Consider the following 17,750-nt stretch of genomic DNA (forward strand, 5'->3'; position numbering starts at 1 on the left):
CACACACCAGGAACCGTGCCAGGGACCTTTTTCCGCTGGCAGGAATCACACCGGCCTCACCCCACCCGCACAGCCTGCGCCCCCGCCATGGAAACCCTCTCTGCACTGCAATCCCTCGGCCTGGAGCTGCCCAGCCCGGCCTACATCGTGGGGGCCATTCTGTTTGGCCTGATCGGCATGGCGGCCTACTGGCACGGCAAGCGTGCGCATCAGCCGCGCACCCGCTGGTGGGGCGTGGCGTTGATGTTCTATCCCTATGTCGTCTCGGCCACCTGGCTGCTGTATGCCGTGGGCGTCGCGCTGTGCCTGGGGATGTGGTGGGACGGACAGCGCGGCTAGGGACCCTCTGCACGAATCACCGCGCCGTGTGCATCTGCGGCCTCGGGCGGTCTGCGGCGTTGCAAATACTCGCAATAGCTTCGGCTATTGCTGCGTTTTGCGCCTTGCAGCCCATCCCGATCCGCAGTGCCCACTTACCGCTCGATTCGTGCAGAAGATCCCCAGGGGCCGCCCGGACGAATCGCCGCAGGCATCAACCGGCGGCGGCCACCAGCCCCGCGCCATGCCCGCGCGTGAAGGCTTCTTCAAACACCGAATACCCCGACCAGTCGGCATGCGCAAACGCCAGCCGTGCGGTGGTGGGCGTGGGCAACCAGGCGGTGCGCTCACCATTTGATAGCACCTTGGGCATGAAAGACCTCCGCTCCAGGCCGATTTGGCTCAAAAACTGCTGCAAACCCGGTGTGGGGATGGACATTGCGTGCCCGTAGCGGGTGATGTCCACGCGCGTGGCGCGCTGGCGCAGGTCGGGGTGCGGCACGGCCAGGGCGGCCAGGGCGGCGTCGGCCCAGTGCTGCCAGGGCTGGGTGGCCAGTTGCTGACGGCCGTCCGCCCGGTCGCCCAGCGCCTGGTAGTAGGTGAGCACGGTGGGGCCGGCCAGCGTGGCGCGGGTGTCCAGGCGCTGGTGGCCGGCGTTCACATAGCCCAGGCCCCCCGCCGTAGGGTCGGCGTACAGGACGTTGTCCCAGGCCGGCGCGGCGCCCGGGCGGTCGGTGAGCGGGCTGTGGATGTGGATGTTGGCCACCAGCCAGGGCGCCCAGGACAGGCGCTGGGCCGCCCCGGTGAGGAAGGCGGGCGGGTTCTGCACCACGCGCGCCGCCACGAAGACGGGCAGCGCCACGATGCAGCGTGGCGCCTGCCAGCGTTCCACGCTGTCGGTGGCGTGGTTGAACGCATCCACCTCCACGCCGTGGCGGCCTTCGGTGATGCGCAGCACGCTGGTGCCGGTGCGCAGCTGGCCGCCGCCGTGGGACGTGTTGGCCAGCGGCTCGGCCAGGCGCCGGGTGATCCAGCCATTGCCCTCGGGCCAGGTCAACACGCTTTCGCGGGCTTCGTCCACGGCCTCGCCGGGCGCATGAAAGCCATGGCGGCTGGCAAAGTAGTGGATGCCCGCCCAGGCCGAGACGCGGTCGGCCCCGGCGCCGTAGTCGTCGCGGCAGCAGTAGTCCAGGTACCAGCGCAGGTGGGCATCGTCCAGCCCTTCCTGCGCCAGCCAGGCGGCAAACGTCATCGCGTCCAGCGCCTGCTGGCTGGGCGCCAGTGGGCGCCGGGCGGTCCACAGCTTAAGTGCGGGCATGGCAAACCGGGCGGCGCGGGCCTGCGCGTCCACGGCCCGGGCAAAGCGGCGGTACTGCGCCAGCGTGGCCTCGCCCACGCCCTGCACGGGCAGCAGGCCGTCCTGCCACTCGCCATCGAAGTACAGGCGCTCCTGCGGGCTGTGGCACAGGTGGCGTTCGTCGTACTGCCAGTGCCCGGCCACGCGCTGGCGCAGGCCCAACTCCTCCAGCAGGTCCTGCACCTCGCGCGCATCGTCGCCGGGCACGGGCAGGTAGTGCGCGCCCTGCGGGCAGGCCATGCCGTTGACGGCGGTGCCCCGGCTGTTGCCGCCTGCGGTGTCTTCCAGCTCCAGCAGCGCAAAGTCCTGCACGCCCGCCAGGCGCAGCGCGCGCGCGGCGGCCAGCCCCGCTACGCCACCACCGGCAATGATGACCTGCGCGCGCCGCACCACGGCGGGCTCGGGCCAGGTGCCCCGTGCCAGCCACTCGCGCAGCTGGTGGCCGCGCGCCATGTCGATGCCGGTGAAGCCGCCTTCCAGCGGCGGCGCGGCGCGGTCGCACCCACCCAGCGCGGCCGTGGCCAGGGCGGCGGCGCCCGCCACAAACTGGCGACGCTGCAGGGTCCAGGGGGTCATGCGGTCACGCCTCAATCGGCCCAGCGGGCGCGGATCTCAAGCAGCTGCGGCACCAGCGGGGCAAACAGCGCCACCAGGGCGGGGTCGAAGTGTTTGCCGGCCTGCGCTGCAATGTGGTCCAGCGCATCCTGCACGGGCCAGGGTTCCTTGTAGGGGCGGCGGGTGGTGAGCGCATCGAACACATCGGCCACCGCCACGATGCGCGCCGACACCGGAATGGCCTCGCCCGCCAGGCCGCGCGGGTAGCCGCTGCCGTCCCACTTTTCGTGGTGGGCAAGCGCAATCTCACGGGCCAGCTGCAGCACGCCGGACGGGTGCTCGCCGATGATCTCGGCGCCGATCTCGGGGTGGCGGCGCATGGTGTCCCACTCGGCGGCGTCCAGCGGGCCGGGCTTGCGCAGCACGGCGTCGGGGATGCCGATCTTGCCCACGTCGTGCATGGGCGCGGCGTTGAGCAGGTCTTCGGCCCAGGCCGGGCTGTGGCCTGCGGCCAGCGCCAGCAGCTGGGCAAAGTGGCTCATGCGGATCACATGCATGCCGGTTTCGTTGTCCTTGTATTCGGCCGCGCGGCCCAGGCGCTGCACGATCTGCAGGCGGGTTTCGCGCAGTTCGTCCATGCGCACCAGCGACAGGTGGGTGCGCACCCGCGCGCGCACCACGGGCGGGCTGACAGGCTTGGTGATGTAGTCCACCGCGCCTGCGTCAAACCCGGCGGTTTCGTCCTGGCTGTCGGTGAGGGCGGTGATGAAAATCACCGGGATGGAGGCCGTGGCGGCATCGGCCTTGAGCGCGCGGCAGACGGCGTAGCCATCCAGGTTGGGCATCATGATGTCGAGCAGCACCAGGTCGGGCCGCTGCTCGCGCGCCACCTGCAGCGCGCGTTCGCCGTCGGTGGCAAACAGCAGGCGGTAGTCGGCCTGCAAGATGTGGCGCAGCACTTGCAAGTTGGTGGGCTCATCGTCCACCAGCAACAGGCGGGGCCGCTGTTCGGGGGCCAGGGTCATGCGGGGCTCTCCAGGGGTTCGTCCAGCCAGTGCGTGCGCAGCTGCTGCAGCTCCACCACGGCCTGGTCAAAGTCAAAGCGGTCAATGGCCTCTTGCAGGCGCTCGGTGGCGTCGGCGGGCAATAGCTGCACCAGCACGTCCAGCGGCGGCTGGGCCAGCTCGGACTGGGCCAGGGCCTGCTGCAGCGCGTGCGCGGCGGCCCGGGCCTGCTGGCGCTGGTCGGCGGTCAGCGGCGCGTGCTGGCCCACGCCGGGGGCGGGTGCTGCGGCGGCCTCGGCCTCGTGGGCCAGGGCCTGCTGCACGGCCTGCAACGCGGCGGGCAAGGCAGCCACCAGCGGCTGCAGCGCCGTGCGGTCCAGGCTGTGGGCCGCCTCCTCAATGCGCTGCGCCAGCGTTTGCAGCGGGCCCAGCGCCAGGTTGCCTGCCGCACCACGCAGGCGGTGGGCCAGCGCGCGGGCCGCGTCCATGTCGGGCTGCACCACCATGGCCTGCAAGGTGGCGGGGGTGGCAGCGTGGTCGGCCAGCAGGCGCGCCACGGCATCGCGCAGCAAGGCGCGCTGGCCCCACAGGCGGGTGCCGCGTTCCCAGTCCACGGCAGGCACGGTAGCCTGGGGGCCCGGGGGCAAGTCGGGGCCGCGCGCCAGGGTCTGCAGGCTGCTCCAGCCCGAGGAGGAGGCATCAGGCTGCAGGTGCAGCACGCGGGCGATCTCGCGGAACAGGCGGGCGGGCTCCAGCGGCTTGCTGGCAAAGCCGTCCATACCGGCAGCGCGGGCGTTGCGCCGGTCCTGCTCCAGCACGCTGGCGGACAGGGCGATCACCGGCACCGGCTTGCGCCGTTGCGCCTGCTCGAACGCGCGGATGCGGCGCGTGGCCTCCAGGCCGTCCATGCCGGGCATCTGCAGGTCCATCAGCACCACGTCAAAGCGCCCGGCCTCGTAGGCGGCGACCGCGCTTTCCCCGTCCCGCGCCACGGTGACCTGGTGACGCCCCCGGTCCAGGTGGATCTGCAGCAGCTCGATGTTGGCCGGCACATCGTCCACCACCAGCATGCGCAGCGGCGGCAGCTGCACGGCCTGACTGACGTTGGCCACGGCAGCCAGGGCCTGGCCCACGGGCAGCGGCACACATACCGTGAACGTGGTGCCCACCCCCAGGGTGCTGCGCACACTGATGCTGCCGCCCATCAGCTCGACCAGCTGGCGCGAGATGGTGGTGCCCAGGCCGGTGCCACCGAACTGCCGCGTGGTGGACGCGTCGGCCTGTGCAAAGGGGTCGAAGATGCGCTCCAGGTGCTGCGCGGCAATGCCGATGCCGGTGTCCTCCACCTCCATCACCAGCGTGCCGTCGTGGTAGTCCAGCCGCAGCAGCACATGGCCGCGCTCGGTGAACTTGAGCGCGTTGCCCAGCAGGTTGAGCAGCACCTGCTGCAGGCGCAGAGCATCGCCCCGCAGGTAGGGCGGCACCCGGTCGTCCGTGACGCACTGCAGCGCGAGCCCCTTCTTGCCCGCATGGATGCGCAGCGAGGCGAGGATCTGGTCGCACACCTCCTGCAGCGAGAAGTCTGCAATCTCCAGTTCCACCGCGCCTTTTTCCAGTTTGGCGGTGTCCAGGATGTCGTTGAGCAGGCGCAGCATGGAGCGCGCCGCATGCTGCACGGTGCCCAGGTGGCGGCGCTGCTGCGCGTCCATGGGGGTGTCGAGCAGGGCCTCGGTAAAGCCGATGATGGCGTTCATGGGCGTGCGGATCTCGTGGCTCATGTTGGCCAGGAAGGTGCTGCGCGCGGCAGCGGCCTGCTCGGCACGCTCCTTGGCGGCGCGCAGCTCTTGCTCCATGGTGCGGCGCTGGGTGAGGTCGGTCGCAAACTTGACGACCTTGAAGGGCTGGCCCTGCGCGTCAAAAATGGGGTTGTAGGTGGCCTGGATCCAGATGCGCCGCCCGTCCTTGCCCAGGCGCAGGTATTCGCCGCCGTCCAGCTGACCGGATCGGAGCTGGTCCCAGAACTGCGCATACGCCTCGGTCTGCGCGTAGGCGGGCTCGCAGAACATGCGGTGGTGCTGGCCCACGATCTCCTGGAGGCCATAGCCCATCAGACTGAGGAAGTTGTCATTGGCGTGGAGCACACGGCCCTGCATGTCGAACTCCACTACCGCCAGCGCGCGGTTGATGGCGCGCACGGTGCTTTCGAACTCTGCGTTGCGCTCCTTGAAGGCGGTCATGTCCATGATGACCCCGTCAATCCATTGCACTTGGCCATCGTCCCCCACGACGGGGCGCCCGCTTTCGGACACCCAGCGCAAGCGGCCCTCGCGGTCACGCAGGCCAAACTCCACGTGATAAGGCCTGTGCTCCTCAATGGCTGCCGACACCTCGTTCCAAAGACGGTCCACCTCTTCAGGCAGCGTTAACTGTGTGAAGTTGACACGCCCTTGCAGGAAGTCTTGCGGCAGCCACCCCGTCAGCGCTGTCACGGCATCACTGATGAAGAGCATGGTCCAGTCGGCGTCATAGCGACAGCGAAAAGTCACACCAGGAATGTTCCCTATCAGCGAGCGCAAACGCTGCTCGCTCGCCTTGAGCTCCTGCTCCATCGCGCGGCGCTGGGTCAGGTCGCTGATGAACCCCACAAACACCGGTTCGCCATCCAGCGGTACGCGTCCCACGGCAATGCGAATGGGCACGGTATTGCCGTCGGGGCGCAAGGCCAGCACCTCGCGGCTGTTGGCGCCGACCACGCCACCGCCCTGGCCCTGCAGGTAGCGCTGCAGATAGGTGTCGTGGCGCGAGCGGTCGGGCTCAGGCATGAGCATGGACACGTTCTGGCCCACCACATCCTCGGGGCGCCAGCCCAGGATGCGTTCGGCCGCCGCATTGAAGGACTGCACCCGGCCCTGCGCGTCGATCATCACCATGCCGTCCACGGCCGTGTCGGCAATGGCGCGCAGGCGGGACTCGCTCTGGCGCATCTGCAGGAACATCTGCCGGTAGCGCAGGCCGGCATTAATGGCAATCACCAGCAGGCCAACGCCCACCGCCACCGCCGCGACGGCCAGCGCCAGGGGCGTGCCACCCGCCGCAGCCAGCAGGTCCAGTTCGTCGGGTTCATCGGTAAAACGCAAGGCCGCCATGCCGGTGTAGTGCATGCCGGCAATCGCCAGCCCCATGACGACGCCCGCCACCGCATTGAGCCAACGGGCACGCCAGCGCACCACACGCTCCAGCCCAAACCGCACCCACAGGGCCACGATGGCCAGCAGCACTGCCACCAGCACCGAGGCGGCGAACCCCCAGGGGTCGTAGCGCATGACCGGCGCCCACTGCGACGCCGCCATGCCGATGTAGTGCATGGCACCAATGCCGGCGCCCACCAGCACCCCGCCCACCACCAGGGCGGTACGGCTGATCTCGCGGCGCATCAGCAAGCCCAGCGCCACCCACGACGCGCCCACACTGGGCAGCAGGGACAGCACAGTGGTCCACGCATCAAACTGGCCGCGCGCGCACACCGTGAAGGCCAGCATGCCGATGAAGTGCATGGACCAGATGCCGCCGCCCAGCGCCATAGCCCCGGACCCCCGCGCCATCTGGCGCATGCACCGGGTGTCGGCGCGCCGGGCCAGGCCCGCCATCTGCAGCGCCAGCACCGAGGCCAGCACCGCCATGCCCACCGACAGCGCCACCAGCCAGGGATCGTGCTGCGCCCACAGCAGCGGATAGGGCTGTGCGTCAGAAAGGAAAAAAAGGTCCAGCATCAGGGGCGCCCACGGCGATCAAGTCTTGACAGCTTTGTAGCCGATTGTGAAGTGGGTGGCAGCGGGCAGAACCCCTGCAAATCGCTCGGCGAATGCTGGTGGGGCACGGACCACGGATGGCTCAATGCGCCACCACCTTGCCCCATTCGCGCTCGTAGCTGTGCACCAGGGCCTGGTTGGACAGGCGGTTCACATCGGCCGGCACCCGCGCCATATCGAGCGGAAAGTCGAACAGCAGCGGCAGCGACGGTGGGCTCAAAAACCGCAGCCCCGGCGGCAAGGCATCGGGCAGGCGCCAGGGCCTGCGGCTGGCAATAACGTAGCCCCATTCGCCAAAGCTGGGCACATGGGCGTGGTACGGCGCTGTCGAGAGGCCCACGGATTCGATGGTCTGCACCACCGTCCAGAAGCTCTGGCGCGCCACCAGCGGCGAGGTGGTCTGCACCACGGCGTAGCCACTGGCCGCCAGCCGCTTGTCCAGCAAGGCATAAAAGCTGTTGGTGTAGAGCTTGCCGATGGAGAAGTTAGTGGGGTCGGGAAAGTCCACCACGATGACGTCAAAAAGGTCCGTCCCCTGCTGCAGCCACCCAAACGCATCGGTGTTGACGATGGTCACCTTGGGGTTTTGCAGCGCGTGGCCGTTGAGCTTTGCCAGCGTGGGGTTCTCGCTGAAGATGCGCGTCATGGCCGGGTCCAGCTCGACCAGGGTGACGGACTCGACCGAGGGGTACTTGAGGATCTCGCGCACCGCCATGCCGTCGCCGCCGCCCAACACCGCCACCCGCTTGGGCGCGCCGTGCGCGGCCATGGCGGGGTGCACCAGGGCCTCGTGGTAGCGGTATTCGTCGGACTCGGAAAACTGCAGGTTGCCATTGAGGTACAGCCGGTGGCCATAGCGGCCCTGCGTGACCACGATGCGCTGGTAGGGCGTGGCCGTGGTGAAGATGATGCGGTCCTGGTAGAACTTGTCCTCGGCCAGACTCGTGATCTGCTCGGCCCCCGCCAGCCCCGCCAGCAACAGGCCCACCACCATCAGGCAGGCGAACAAGTGGGCTTGGAGGCGCCGCAGCTCATGCCGGAACAGCCACACCGCCCACAGCGCCACAGCGGCGTTCATCAGCCCGAACAGCAGGCCCGTGCGGATGAGCCCCAGGTGCGGCACCAGCAGCAGCGGAAACGCCAGCGACACCGCCAGCGCGCCCAGGTAGTCGAACGTGAGCACCTGCGAGACCAGGTCCTTGAGCACCACGTTGCGCTTGAGGATGCGCATGACCAGCGGAATCTCCAGCCCCACCAGCGTGCCCACCACCAGCACCATGCCGTACAGCAGAAACCGGAACGCGCCCGGCGCGTACGCATTGGCCAGGAACAGCGTGGCGGGCAGCGCGCCGCCGATCAGCGCCACCAGCAGCTCGATGCGCAGGAAGTGCGCGGGCAGCTGCCGCTCGAAATAGCGCGACAACCACGATCCCAGGCCCATGGCAAACAGGTAGGTGCCGATGATGGTGCTGAACTGCAGCACCGAGTCGCCCAGCACATAGGACGCCAGCGCCCCCGCCGCCAGCTCGTACAGCAGACCGCAGGCAGCCACCACGAACACGCTGATGAGCAGCGCAATGTCGATGGGGCGGGGGCCGGAGGTTGGGGGCGGCACCGCAGGCGCGGGCGCAGTGGAAGGCGGGGTGAGAGACGACAAGGCGGCGGTCAGCGCACCCTGCCGGGTGCGCCGCTTCGTTCATTCAGGCGGTAGGGGCTCGAAAACGCGTCAATGCGTTAATACGTCGATGCGTCAATGGATGGCAGCCGCCACGATGATGCTGATGCCCAGGCACATCGCCGCCACCACCAGGCCCAGCGCCTGGTTCTGCTTTTCAACGATCTCGCGCCACAGGTCATAGGGCGTGATCTTGTCCACGATGACAAAGGCCAGCCAGAAGATGATGACGCCAATGATGGCGTAGAGGATGGACCCGAGAAATGCCGCGGGTTTGAGCCATTCGAATCCCATCATGGTGTGATCTCCTTGAAACGTGTGGTCAGTGACAGTGGCGGGTAGACGGTGGACAAGCGCAGACGCTGCACTACTTGTGGCTGCCGCCGGACGAATATCCGCCGTACGAGCCCCCCGAGCTGCGGTAGCTGGAGGACGAGGAACAGTTTTCGACCCGGGGATCGCAGCTGGAGCAGCGGCTCAGCAGGATGAGCAGGATCAGGATCACCACCGCGATGATGATGATGGTGCCGCAACCCAGGCCGGATTTGGCCACGAATGGACCGGGGTCGTCGCGCTTCAGGACATCTTTCTTGTCGTCCAGCTTGAACGCCTTGGCCACCGTATCGCTGGAGAGCTTGTCGCCCGCAGACCAGGTGATCTCGTTCGGGCTCTGCTCCATCGACAGCAGGCCTTTGCTGCTGGCAAAGTCGCGGTTGGTGGTTTTCTGCCCGCGCGTGACCTGCCAGTAGAACTCGCCCAGCACATAGGTGGTCTCGGCCTCATAGGTGTACTTGAGGTCGTACTTGGTGCCCATGTACGTGGCGGAGCGGCCCGTGGCCGCCATCTGCGGCGCACCGGTGGTGGGGCGCACCATGCTCCAGCCTTCTTCGGAATCGACCAGGAACGCAAAACCGCGCTTCTGGTTGTAGAGCAGGTATTCGCTCCAGCCAAAGTGCTCGTCGTCGCCGGGCTCCACGCCCATGCGGTGCTGAAAGCCCACCACCTGCCAGTGCACGCCCTGCAGCTGCCCCTTGCTGCCCAGCGGGATGAGGGGCTGCACGGGTTCGTCCTGCTCGGCCGAGCGCAGTTCGCCGCCCACGCCGCTATCGAGGCTGATGATGCTGGCGCACGACCCGCAGGTGATGCTTTTGGAGGTGGACAGCTGTACCTGCACCGGTGCACCGCAGTGCGGGCAGTTGAACTGGCGGCCTTTTTCGTCCTTGGCCGATTCGTCCTTGAGACCTTGCAACTGCAGGTCTTCGAGCAGCACGGCCTTGCCGCGCTCTACATTGGGTGGGGTGTGGCCGTAGTCGATGCTGACCACTTCGCCGTCGGCGCTGCGCAACTCGACCATGCCAAAGGGCTGGCCCAGCGGCGGCAGCTTGGGCAGCTCGCCCTGGGCCGAGATCAGCTGCGCCTGGCCGGTGTAGGCCACGCTGTAGGGCTTGCCGTTGATGGCCGTGGTGGTGCCGATGCGAAAGCGCTCGGGCGCAGGCATCTCGCGGCCGGGGTCGATGGGCCGGGTGAAGACGTAGGCACCGTTGTCCTCGCCCAGCGTGGCGAGCGTTCCGTCATTCAGAAAGGCCGCCCATTCCGTCCACACGCCCGCATCGCCCTTGTACTGCAGGCGGCCGATGAGGGTGAAGGGAACGTCCTTGCCATCGAGCTGGATGCGCCCGCTGGCCATGAGCTGCAGCGGGCTGTGGTCGTCAAACAGCTCGGCCATCTTGCCCAGGCGCGTGAGCACGTCGCCACTGCGCACCACGGTGCTCTGGCAGTAGCCGCAGACGGCATGGGTGGACTGCGCGCTCTTGAACTCCACCGGCGCGCCACAGCCGGGGCAGGGCGCGCGGTAATAGCGCTGGGTGGGGTCGGTGGCCATCGTGTGGAGTGTTCTGCCCGCGCCGCACTAAGCGGTTTTGAAGCCTTTTTGGCCTTTAGCGCCTATCCCTCCAGCGCAAGCAGCTATTTTTATGATAGCAATCGAGCCAATCGGTCAGACGAGCTTCTTGAGCAGTTCGGCCTTCTTGGCGTCGAACTCTTCCTGCGTGAGGATGCCCTTGGACTTGAGCTCGCCCAGCTTCTCCAGCGTGGCCATCACGTCTTCGGGCTTGACACCCACCGCAGCGGCCGCTGCTGCAGGCGCTGCCTGGGCTGCTGCACCGCCACCTTGCAGGCCCTGTTGCAGGTTCTGCGCGAGCACCTGCCCCAGCGCCACACCGGCGCCCAGGCCCATCGCGTCACCCGCCACACCACCGCCGTTGCTGGCGCCCTCGGCAAACTTGGGGATGGCCTGCGCCGTCTGGTACTGCATGAATTTGGCCATGTCGTTGCCGACCATGCCCATGCCGATCTTCTGGTCGAGGATCTTCTGCAGCTCTTCGGGCAGCGAGACGTTCTGCACCGTGAGGGATTCGATCAGGATACCCAGCTTGGCAAAGATGGGCGCGAGTTCCTTGGTCAGCGCGTCGGCAAACATGACCTGGTTGGCCGCCAGATCCAGGAACGGCAGGCCGCTGCCCGCGATGGCGTTGCTGATGTTCTGCAGCACCAGGCCACGCAACTGGCCTTCGAGGTCGGCCACTGGGTAGGACTCGCGCGTGCCCGAGATTTCGGTGTGGAACAGCTTGGGGTCGGCGATACGGAAGGCGTAGTTGCCGAAAGCGCGCAGACGCACGGCGCCAAAGTCCTTGTCGCGGATCGTGATGGGCTGGGGCGTGCCCCACTTCTGGTCGATCTGCTGGCGTGTGCTGAAGAAGTACACATCGCTCTTGAAGGGGGACTCAAAGAGCTTGTCCCAGTTCTTGAGGTACGTGAGCACCGGCAGCGTCTGCGTGGTGAGCTTGTAGGTGCCGGGGCCGAACACGTCGGCCACCTGGCCTTCGTTCACGAAGATGGCCATCTGCGACTCGCGCACCACCAGCGTGCCGCCGTTCTGGATTTCCATGTCGCGCATGGGGAAGCGCCAGGCCAGCGTGCCGTCCCCCTCTTCGGTCCACTGAATGATGTCAATGAACTGTTTCTTGATGAAGTCCATGAGGGCCATGTGTGCTCCCAAAGCAAAAGAGGGGGTTGAAAAGAGCGGCCATCATAGCAACGGGGGCTTTGGTCGCAGCGGCTTTTTTCAGGCCTCGAACGTGAACTAGTTCACGCGCAGAACCAGTCTGTTTGGGATAGGCGCTGCGGCGCTTCGCACAGCGCCATGGGATAGCGGCTATCTGCACTTTAGTGATGATCAATTGGCTTTTGATATTGCGAATCACTACCATTCAACCATCCCTGCTGCACTGCCGCAGTCTCTGTTGAACCGAAGAAGTAGGAGTCCGCCATGTCCCTCATCCGCCGCGTTGCCCGCCAGAACCAAACCATGCTGATGAAAACGGGCAGCTACTACCTGATCCACATCTGCGTGGCCGCCCTGGTGGCCTATGCCGTCACCGGCAACCTGTGGGCCTCGCTCACTCTGAGCCTGCTGGAGCCCACGGTGCAGGCGGTGGCCTTCTTCTTCCATGAAAAGGCGTGGGACCGGGCGGGCCGGCGCGCTGCACGCCAAAGCGCTACGGCATCGCCCAGTGGCAGTCCAGCCATCCAGGGCGTCTGAACAAACTCACGACAAGGAGCACCGCTATGTACGCCATTCCACTGCGCAGCCGCACCGCCACGGGCCTGGCCTTTCAACGCTGGCTGGTCCAGCGCCTGGCGGGGCTGGCGCATACCAATTGATAAGCGATAAGCGTGATAACGGGCAGTCCTCTGTGCCTTCGCCAGAAACGAACATGCCCCGGCCAGCGGGGCATGGGGCGGGAATACAAACGGGCGCGGAATGGGCAGGGCTCAGGCCTTCACATCCAGCAAGGAGCCCATCATCTCGTCCTGCGTCTTGATGGTCTGCAAGTTCGCCTTGAACGCGTAGGTGGCCGACATCTGCTCCACCGCCTCCTGTTCCAGCGCCACGCCCTTGGCGTCCTGTTCGCGCTGCACCGTGGCGCGCACACCGGCGCTTTCGGCCACTTCTTCTTGTGCAACCACCTCGCGGCGGTAGCCGGGGGTGTTCATGTTGGCCACGTTGTTGGCCGACGCGTCCAGCCGCAACTGGGCGGCCTGAAGGCCTGAACTGCCGATGGAGGAAATACTGGCCATGGGCGCTGCTCCCGATGTCACACAATGTTGCAAAGAAGGCGAATTGTCCGCCTCACCGCAGTCGCTGGCAAGCCGCAGCCCCGCAATGCCCCTGTCAGCGACCGGGGCGGTGCGCGTCTTCCAGGCATTGCGCAAACGCCTGGGCCGCGCGGGCGGGCGCAGGCGAGCGGCGCATCAGGCTCACAAATTGGCAGTGGTAGTGGAACAGCGACGGATTCACGGCCTGCATGCGGCCCTGGCGCTCGAAGGCCTCGGCATAGTGATCGGGCAAGAACCCCAGAAAGCGGCCCGACAGGATCAGCGTGGCAATGGACTCCTGGTCAAAACCCGTGGCCGCGCGCTGCAGCCGGGCCTGGTGGCTCAGCTCCATGTTGGGCGAGTGGTAGCCCAGCCCCGCAAACTGGTAGCCCCGCACCGCGTGCCAGTCGGCCGGGGGCGATGACGCCCCAAACAGCGGGTGGCCCGCACCGCAATACAGCAGCATGGTCTCGCCAAACAGGTCGGCATAGGCCAGGCTTTGCGAGCTGCGGTGCGCAGGGATGATGCCCACCTGGTAGCTGCCGTCGATCACGCCACGCTCGATGGCGTTGATGGAGCCCACATGCAGCTGCAGCTGCACATCGGGCGCCTGGGCGGTGAAAGCGGCTATCGCCTCGCCAATGCGGGCGGCCGGGTTGCTGGCGGTCTTGTCGAACACCGCCACGGCCAGCTGCCCGCCCATGCGCGAATGGATGTCGTCCACGCTGTCGCGAAAGCTGCGCACCGAGGCCAGCAGGCGCAGGGTTTCGTCGTACACCCGCTGCCCCTCGGCCGTCAGCGCAAACCCCGCCCGCCCCCGGCGGCACAGCGTGAGGCCCAGGCGGGCTTCCAGGTCCTTGATGTGGCGGCTCACAGTGCTGGTGCCGATGTTCAGCTCCAGCTCGGCGGCCGACATGCCGCCGCACTCCACCACGCTCTTGAAGACCTGCAAAAGGCGCAGGTCCATGTCGCTGAGCTGGCCCAGCACGGCGCGGTGTTTTCCAGGTCCGGCAGGCGCGGAGATGGGTGGGGGTGGAGCGGGGTCTTTTACTTGCATAAATCGTCAAGTAAACATTGATATTGGATTATTTGAGAGATTAACAGGCGGCGCAACAATGCCCTACGTCAAGCCCCAGGCCGCTGGGGCTGTCCGCTTTTTGTCGCCGCCTTTGCACTGGAGAACCCCATGAGCTTCGTCAACATCGAAAAACCCGCCGCTGGTGCCGAAGGCCCCCGCATGGACGCCGAGTGGCTGGACGCGCACTGGATGCCCTACACGGCCAACCGCCAGTTCAAGGCCAACCCGCGCATGATCGTGGAGGGCAGCGGCGCCTACTACACCGACTCCGAAGGCCGCAAGATTTTTGACGGCCTCTCGGGCCTGTGGTGCGCGGGCCTGGGCCATGGCCGCCGCGAGATCGCCGAGGCCATTGGCAAGCAGGCCATGAAGCTCGATTACGCGCCCGCCTTCCAGTTTGGCCACCCGCTGTCGTTCGAGCTGGCCAACCGCGTCAAAGAGCTGACACCCGCAGGGCTGGACTATGTGTTCTTCACCGGCTCGGGCTCCGAGTCGGCCGACACATCGCTGAAGATGGCCCGCGCCTACTGGCGCGCCAAGGGCCAGGGCACCAAGACGCGCCTGATCGGTCGCGAAAAGGGCTACCACGGCGTGAACTTTGGCGGCATCTCGGTGGGCGGCATCGTGGCCAACCGCAAGCTGTTTGGCCAGGGCGTGGAGGCCGACCACCTGCCCCACACCCAGCCACCCGCAGGCTCGTTCCACAAGGGCATGCCGCCCACGGGCAAGGAGCTGGCCGACCGCCTGCTGGAAGTGATTGCGCTGCACGATGCATCGAACATCGCCGCCGTCATCGTCGAGCCCTTCTCCGGCTCGGCCGGTGTGGTGATCCCGCCCGTGGGCTACCTGCAGCGCCTGCGCGAGATCTGCACACAAAACAACATCTTGCTGATTTTTGACGAGGTGATCAGCGGTTTTGGCCGCAGCGGCGCCTGGACGGGTGCTGAAGCCTTTGGCGTGACGCCCGACATCCTGAACTTTGCCAAGCAGGTCACCAACGGCGCGCAGCCGCTGGGCGGCGTGGTGGCCACCAAAGAGATCTACGACACGTTCATGGCGGCAGGCGGGCCGGAGTACATGCTCGAATTCCCGCACGGCTACACCTACTCGGCCCACCCGGTGGCCTGCGCAGCGGGCATTGCGGCTCTCGACATCCTGCAAAAGGAAGACATGATCGGCCGCGTCAAGGCGCTGGCCCCGTACTTTGAGAACGCGGTGCACAGCCTCAAGGGCGCCAAGCACGTGGCCGACATACGCAACTTTGGCCTGGCTGCCGGCTTCACCATTGCTGCCGTGCCCGGCGAGCCCGCCAAGCGCCCGTATGAAATTGCGATGAACTGCTGGAAGAAGGGCTTTTACGTACGGTACGGTGGCGACACCATCCAGCTGGCACCGCCCTTCATCAGCACCCAGGCCGAAATCGACCGCCTGATCAGCGCCCTGGGCGACGCGCTGCACGAAACAGCGTAAGCCGACAGTCGCGGCCAAGCCATGCGCATCTCTATCCTCACCTTCGACGCCTTCAACGACCTCGACTCGCTCGTGGCGTTTGGCATGCTCAGCCGCATCGCGCTGCTGGGCGACGCGGACTGGCAGGTGCGCATTGCGAGCCCCACGCCGCGCGTCACGTCCATGAACGGGCTCACCATCGACGCACATGAAGACCTGAGCCAGTTGGCCCAGGCCGATGCGGTGCTGGTGGGCAGCGGCATGAAGACGCGCGAGGTGGCGAACACCCCGGCGCTGATGGAGCAGCTGCGTGCGCTGAACCCTGACTGCCAATTGCTGGCGGCGCAGTGCTCGGGCACCTTTTTGCTCAGCCGCCTGGGCCTGCTCCGCGGCACGCCCGCGTGCACGGACCTGACCAGCAAACCCTGGGTGGTGGAGTCGGGCGTGGACGTGGTGCCGCGCGCCTTCACCGCCCGTGGCAATGTGGCCACGGCGGGTGGGTGCCTGGCGTCGCAGTACCTGGTGGCGTGGCTGCTGGCACGCCTCAAGGGGCTGGACGCCGCGCGCGAGGTGCTGCACTACTTTGCCCCGGTGGGCGAAAAACAGGAATACATCGACCGCGCGCTGGCGCATGTGCTGCCGGTCTTGGAGCTCCAGGCCGCGGCAGCCTAGTTACTATTAATTTGATAGCTTGTGGCGCATATCGCACTAGCGCTTCCGGCACTTTTTACCTGAAATCATCATGAACCACGACAAGAACGTCACCACCACCATCGGCCACCTGATCGACGGCAAGCTCGTTGCAGACACCGAGCGTACGCAGCCGGTGTTCAACCCCGCCACCGGCCAATCGACCACGAGCGTGGCGCTGGCCAGCAAGGCCACGGTGGAAGCCGCCATTGCCTCGGCCGAGGCCGCCTTCCCCGCCTGGCGCAACACGCCGCCGCTCAAGCGCGCGCGCGTGATGAGCAAGCTCAAGGTGCTGCTGGAGGAGAACGCCGACAAGATTGCCGCCATGATCACGGCCGAGCACGGCAAGGTGCTGAACGACGCCCACGGCGAGCTGCAGCGCGGCATTGAAAACGTGGAATACGCCAGCTACGCGCCCGAGCTGCTCAAGGGCGAGCACAGCCGCAATGTCGGTCCATCGATTGATTCGTGGAGCGAGTTCCAGGCGCTGGGCGTCACCGCCGGCATCACGCCGTTCAACTTCCCGGCCATGGTGCCGTTGTGGATGTGGCCCATGGCCGTGGCGTGTGGCAACACCTTTGTGCTCAAGCCCTCCGAGCGCGACCCCACCAGCGCGCTGTTCATCGCCCAGCTCGCGCTCGAAGCCGGCCTGCCGCCCGGCGTGCTGAACGTGGTCAACGGCGACAAGCTGGCCGTGGACACGCTGCTGCAAGACCCACGCGTCAAGGCCGTGAGCTTTGTGGGCTCCACCCCCATTGCCGAATACATCTACAGCGAAGGCTGCAAGCACGGCAAGCGCGTGCAGGCCCTGGGCGGCGCCAAGAACCACGCCGTGCTCATGCCCGACGCGGACGTGGACAACGCCGTGAGCGCCCTGATGGGAGCGGCCTACGGGTCGTGCGGCGAGCGCTGCATGGCCATTCCGCTGCTGATCGCCGTGGGCGACGCAGTGGGTGACGCCGTGATTGCGGGCCTGAAGACCGAGATCGCCAAGATGAAGGTCGGCCCCGGCACTGACAACAGCAACGACATGGGCCCACTGGTGACCAAGCCCCACTTCGAGAAGGTGAAGGCCTATGTGGACAGCGGCGTGGCCGAAGGCGCCACGCTGGTGGTCGATGGCCGCAGCGTGAAGGTGGCGGGCCATGAGGAAGGCTACTTCCTGGGCGCCTGCCTGTTCGACAACGTCAAGCCCGGCATGAAGATCTACCAGGAAGAAATCTTCGGCCCCGTGCTGGGCGTGGTGCGCGTGAAGACGCTGCAGGAAGCCATGCAGCTCATCAATGACCACGAATACGGCAACGGCACCTGCATCTTCACCCGCGACGGCGAGGCTGCCCGCTACTTCACCGACCACATCCAGGTCGGCATGGTGGGCGTGAACGTGCCCCTGCCCGTGCCGGTGGCCTACCACTCGTTCGGCGGCTGGAAGCGCAGCCTGTTCGGCGACCTGCACGCCTACGGCCCGGATGCCGTGCGCTTCTACACCAAGCGCAAGACCATCACGCAGCGCTGGCCCTCGGCGGGCGTGCGTGAGGGGGCGGTGTTCAGCTTTCCGAGCAGCCGCTGAAGCATCCGTCAGCGTTCAATTTTCAACGACAAAGGCCCCACGCGGGGCCTTTTTTCGTTCCATGCCTCGACATAGCGTTTGAAGACA

Annotated in this window: 14 protein-coding genes; 5 read left to right on the forward strand and 9 right to left on the reverse strand. The window is 66.8% G+C overall.

What is annotated here, in order from left to right:
• Positions 1-87 precede the first annotated feature (87 nt).
• Positions 88-339 (forward strand): hypothetical protein, encoded by a 252-nt coding sequence (locus C380_RS23545; protein ID WP_015016350.1) that lies wholly within the window; start codon positions 88-90, stop codon positions 337-339.
• A 193-nt stretch (positions 340-532) separates the two neighbouring features.
• Here the strand turns inward: C380_RS23545 and C380_RS23550 are convergent, their stop codons facing one another.
• The 7 genes from C380_RS23550 to C380_RS23580 form a co-directional block, all read right to left on the reverse strand.
• The gene (locus tag C380_RS23550; protein ID WP_015016351.1) at positions 533-2,251 is read right to left on the reverse strand and encodes an NAD(P)-binding protein; all 1,719 of its coding nucleotides are present in this window, start codon (positions 2,249-2,251) and stop codon (positions 533-535) included.
• Between the two features lie 11 nt (positions 2,252-2,262).
• Positions 2,263-3,255 (reverse strand): two-component system response regulator, encoded by a 993-nt coding sequence (locus C380_RS23555; RefSeq protein ID WP_015016352.1) that lies wholly within the window; start codon positions 3,253-3,255, stop codon positions 2,263-2,265.
• Positions 3,252-7,004 carry a PAS domain S-box protein gene (locus tag C380_RS23560; RefSeq protein WP_015016353.1) on the reverse strand — a complete coding sequence of 1,251 codons (3,753 nt, stop codon included), beginning with the start codon at positions 7,002-7,004 and terminating at the stop codon, positions 3,252-3,254. The genes C380_RS23555 and C380_RS23560 overlap by 4 nt, the downstream gene beginning before the upstream one ends.
• 121 nt (positions 7,005-7,125) lie before the next feature.
• A complete protein-coding gene (locus tag C380_RS23565) occupies positions 7,126-8,700 on the reverse strand; it encodes a polyamine aminopropyltransferase (RefSeq protein ID WP_015016354.1) in 1,575 nt (524 codons plus the stop codon).
• A 93-nt stretch (positions 8,701-8,793) separates the two neighbouring features.
• A complete protein-coding gene (locus tag C380_RS23570; protein WP_015016355.1) occupies positions 8,794-9,012 on the reverse strand; it encodes a DUF350 domain-containing protein in 219 nt (72 codons plus the stop codon).
• A gap of 73 nt (positions 9,013-9,085) precedes the next feature.
• Complete coding sequence (locus C380_RS23575; protein WP_015016356.1) at positions 9,086-10,600, reverse strand: DUF4178 domain-containing protein; 1,515 nt, start codon at positions 10,598-10,600, stop codon at positions 9,086-9,088.
• 114 nt (positions 10,601-10,714) lie between these two features.
• Complete coding sequence (locus C380_RS23580; RefSeq protein WP_015016357.1) at positions 10,715-11,764, reverse strand: SPFH domain-containing protein; 1,050 nt, start codon at positions 11,762-11,764, stop codon at positions 10,715-10,717.
• Positions 11,765-12,046: 282 nt separating this feature from the next.
• On the opposite strand from C380_RS23580, the gene C380_RS23585 reads away from it, so the two are divergent.
• A complete protein-coding gene (locus tag C380_RS23585; protein ID WP_015016358.1) occupies positions 12,047-12,319 on the forward strand; it encodes a DUF2061 domain-containing protein in 273 nt (90 codons plus the stop codon).
• 233 nt (positions 12,320-12,552) lie between these two features.
• Here the strand turns inward: C380_RS23585 and C380_RS23590 are convergent, their stop codons facing one another.
• Together C380_RS23590 and C380_RS23595 are read right to left on the reverse strand one after the other, a co-directional pair.
• Positions 12,553-12,858 carry a flagellar basal body protein gene (locus C380_RS23590; RefSeq protein ID WP_015016359.1) on the reverse strand — a complete coding sequence of 102 codons (306 nt, stop codon included), beginning with the start codon at positions 12,856-12,858 and terminating at the stop codon, positions 12,553-12,555.
• A gap of 94 nt (positions 12,859-12,952) precedes the next feature.
• Entirely contained in the window at positions 12,953-13,933 is a 981-nt protein-coding gene (locus tag C380_RS23595; RefSeq protein WP_083871641.1) for a LysR family transcriptional regulator, read from the reverse strand.
• 129 nt (positions 13,934-14,062) lie between these two features.
• On the opposite strand from C380_RS23595, the gene C380_RS23600 reads away from it, so the two are divergent.
• From C380_RS23600 to C380_RS23610, 3 genes are all read left to right on the forward strand, one after another.
• A complete protein-coding gene (locus C380_RS23600) occupies positions 14,063-15,424 on the forward strand; it encodes an aspartate aminotransferase family protein (RefSeq protein ID WP_015016361.1) in 1,362 nt (453 codons plus the stop codon).
• A 21-nt stretch (positions 15,425-15,445) separates the two neighbouring features.
• Complete coding sequence (locus tag C380_RS23605) at positions 15,446-16,075, forward strand: DJ-1/PfpI family protein (protein ID WP_015016362.1); 630 nt, start codon at positions 15,446-15,448, stop codon at positions 16,073-16,075.
• Between the two features lie 70 nt (positions 16,076-16,145).
• Positions 16,146-17,663 carry a CoA-acylating methylmalonate-semialdehyde dehydrogenase gene (locus C380_RS23610; RefSeq protein WP_015016363.1) on the forward strand — a complete coding sequence of 506 codons (1,518 nt, stop codon included), beginning with the start codon at positions 16,146-16,148 and terminating at the stop codon, positions 17,661-17,663.
• The last annotated feature ends 87 nt before the right edge of the window (positions 17,664-17,750 follow it).

This window comes from Acidovorax sp. KKS102, assembly GCF_000302535.1.
Taxonomy (GTDB): Bacteria; Pseudomonadota; Gammaproteobacteria; order Burkholderiales; family Burkholderiaceae_C; genus Acidovorax.

Bases quoted from the DNA above. Each gene is read 5' to 3' on its own strand.
- C380_RS23545 (WP_015016350.1), top strand. From the start codon at position 88: ATGGAAACCCTCTCTGCACTGCAATCCCTCGGCCTGGAGCTGCCCAGC.
- C380_RS23550 (WP_015016351.1), bottom strand. From the start codon at position 2,251: ATGACCCCCTGGACCCTGCAGCGTCGCCAGTTTGTGGCGGGCGCCGCC.
- C380_RS23555 (WP_015016352.1), bottom strand. From the start codon at position 3,255: ATGACCCTGGCCCCCGAACAGCGGCCCCGCCTGTTGCTGGTGGACGAT.
- C380_RS23560 (WP_015016353.1), bottom strand. From the start codon at position 7,004: ATGCTGGACCTTTTTTTCCTTTCTGACGCACAGCCCTATCCGCTGCTG.
- C380_RS23570 (WP_015016355.1), bottom strand. From the start codon at position 9,012: ATGGGATTCGAATGGCTCAAACCCGCGGCATTTCTCGGGTCCATCCTC.
- C380_RS23575 (WP_015016356.1), bottom strand. From the start codon at position 10,600: ATGGCCACCGACCCCACCCAGCGCTATTACCGCGCGCCCTGCCCCGGC.
- C380_RS23580 (WP_015016357.1), bottom strand. From the start codon at position 11,764: ATGGCCCTCATGGACTTCATCAAGAAACAGTTCATTGACATCATTCAG.
- C380_RS23585 (WP_015016358.1), top strand. From the start codon at position 12,047: ATGTCCCTCATCCGCCGCGTTGCCCGCCAGAACCAAACCATGCTGATG.
- C380_RS23590 (WP_015016359.1), bottom strand. From the start codon at position 12,858: ATGGCCAGTATTTCCTCCATCGGCAGTTCAGGCCTTCAGGCCGCCCAG.
- C380_RS23595 (WP_083871641.1), bottom strand. From the start codon at position 13,933: ATGCAAGTAAAAGACCCCGCTCCACCCCCACCCATCTCCGCGCCTGCC.
- C380_RS23600 (WP_015016361.1), top strand. From the start codon at position 14,063: ATGAGCTTCGTCAACATCGAAAAACCCGCCGCTGGTGCCGAAGGCCCC.
- C380_RS23605 (WP_015016362.1), top strand. From the start codon at position 15,446: ATGCGCATCTCTATCCTCACCTTCGACGCCTTCAACGACCTCGACTCG.
- C380_RS23610 (WP_015016363.1), top strand. From the start codon at position 16,146: ATGAACCACGACAAGAACGTCACCACCACCATCGGCCACCTGATCGAC.